This window comes from Actinomyces polynesiensis (assembly GCF_000820725.1).
Taxonomy (GTDB): domain Bacteria; phylum Actinomycetota; class Actinomycetes; order Actinomycetales; family Actinomycetaceae; genus Pauljensenia; species Pauljensenia polynesiensis.
In genome coordinates this window covers 1-1663 of the sequence record NZ_CCXH01000270.1, presented here as the reverse complement: position 1 = coordinate 1663, position 1663 = coordinate 1, and the positions used below count along the sequence as shown (strand labels likewise).

Here is a 1663-nt window from a genome sequence, read left to right as displayed (position 1 = left end):
GGAGCGGGTGGGTGAGGTCTTCGACCGGGTCGGCATCACCTTCCTCTTCGCCAACAAGTTCCACCCCTCGATGCGCTACGCGGCGGGTGTGCGTCGCCAGCTGCCCTTCCCCACGGTGTTCAACGTGCTCGGACCCCTGACGAACCCGGCCCGCCCGGCGGCCTCCGCGGTGGGCGTCGCCCAGGCGTCGAACGCTCCGCTCATGGCGGGCGTCTTCGCGGAGCGCGGGGCCTCCGCCCTCGTGTTCCGCGGGTCGGAGCGGGGACTCGACGAACTGACCACGGTCGAGCCCAGCCAGGTCTGGTCCGTGGCCGGGGGAGTGGTCGAGTACACCGAGTTCGACGCCGTGGAGGCCTTCGGCTTCGACCGTGCGCTGGTGACGGACCTGGAGGGCGGCAGCGCGCAGGAGAACGCGCAGGTCGCCGTCGACATCCTCGGAGGGGCCGGTGGTCCCGTCCGGGACGCGGTGCTCCTCAACACGGCCGCGGGCATCGTCGCCCGTGCCATCTCACTGGACCCGGAGCTCCTCGCCGCAGACCTGGTCACCCAGCTGGGTGAGGGCGTCGAGCTGGCGGCACAGGCCATCGACTCCGGTTCGGCCGCCGAGGTGCTCGGCCGCTGGATCGAGGAGACCAACCTCTGAGGACCCCCTCGGGGCCCACGGGCCCCGAGGGGCGTCGTTCACTCCAGTCCGAGGTGGAAGGCCTCCTCGAGGTCGGTGCTGGAGAAGGACCTGAAGGCGATGTGGGTGCGCATGCTGCGCACGCCCCCGACCTTGCCGAGCCGGTCGGAGACGACCGTGGCGAGGTCGTCGTACTCACGCACCCGCACGAGGGCGACCAGGTCGATGTCCCCGGTGACGGAGTAGACCTCGCTGACACCGTCGAGGTCTGAGATCGCCTGGGCGACCTCGGGGATGCGGTCGACGTCGGCGTTGATGAGGACGATGGCGGTGAGCATGGGTTTCCTTCCCGCGTTGGAGAACTGCCTGCCCCGATCATCCCACGTCCCACGCGCGCGGTGTGTGCGGCGCGGCGCCCTCACGCCCCACTTCGCCTCACGCCCCACGACGGCGCGCGAGGTCCAGGTGCTCCAGGAGGCGGGTGCGCCCGAGGGGGGAGTCGAGGGGTACCGCCAGCGCCGTCGGGCCGTCCCAGTGGACCAGGCGTGAACCGGGTGAGGTGATCGAGTCGGTGAGGATGCGCACCTCCTCCCACGTGGTGCCCGCCAGGAAGACGTCAGGTCGGGGTGGCGGGTCCTCGGCCAGCAGGGACTCGACCCACGGCAGTGGGGACGTGCGTGGTGGCGTGGTCACCGTTCGCACGAGCCTGCCCCAGGACGCGCAGTGGAGCGTCCAGCCCCCGTCCTCCAGGTGCCGTGCCCACACCACCAGGCGCGCACTGGCCACGGGCAGCACGTCGCAGCGACGACGCAGCCCCCCGAGGTAGGCGGAGAGGTGCTCGCGCAGCCGGGCGGCCCCCTCGAAGTCCTCGACCTCGGCGGCGGCCGACATGCCGGTGAGCATCGTGTCGACCACCCCGCCGTGCTCCCCACGCAGGGCGGAGTCGACCTCGTCGGCACGTGCGGGGTCCGTGCGCCCGGCGCGGAGGCCCGGTGCGTCACCGGGGGGCGGGTAGGCGGCGCACAGGGCGTCACGCGCGCG

At 72.5% G+C, this 1663-nt stretch carries 1 protein-coding gene and 2 pseudogenes; 1 reads left to right on the top strand and 2 read right to left on the bottom strand.

What is annotated here, in order from left to right; genetic code table 11:
• A pseudogene (locus TA90_RS11415) lies at positions 1-643 on the top strand (anthranilate phosphoribosyltransferase); the annotation flags it as partial.
• A gap of 38 nt (positions 644-681) precedes the next feature.
• Here the strand turns inward: TA90_RS11415 and TA90_RS11410 are convergent.
• Both TA90_RS11410 and TA90_RS15265 read right to left on the bottom strand, forming a co-directional pair.
• Positions 682-960 (bottom strand): Lrp/AsnC family transcriptional regulator, encoded by a 279-nt coding sequence (locus TA90_RS11410; RefSeq protein ID WP_043536588.1) that lies wholly within the window; start codon positions 958-960, stop codon positions 682-684.
• 97 nt (positions 961-1057) lie between these two features.
• Positions 1058-1663, bottom strand: a pseudogene (locus TA90_RS15265) (hypothetical protein); the annotation flags it as partial.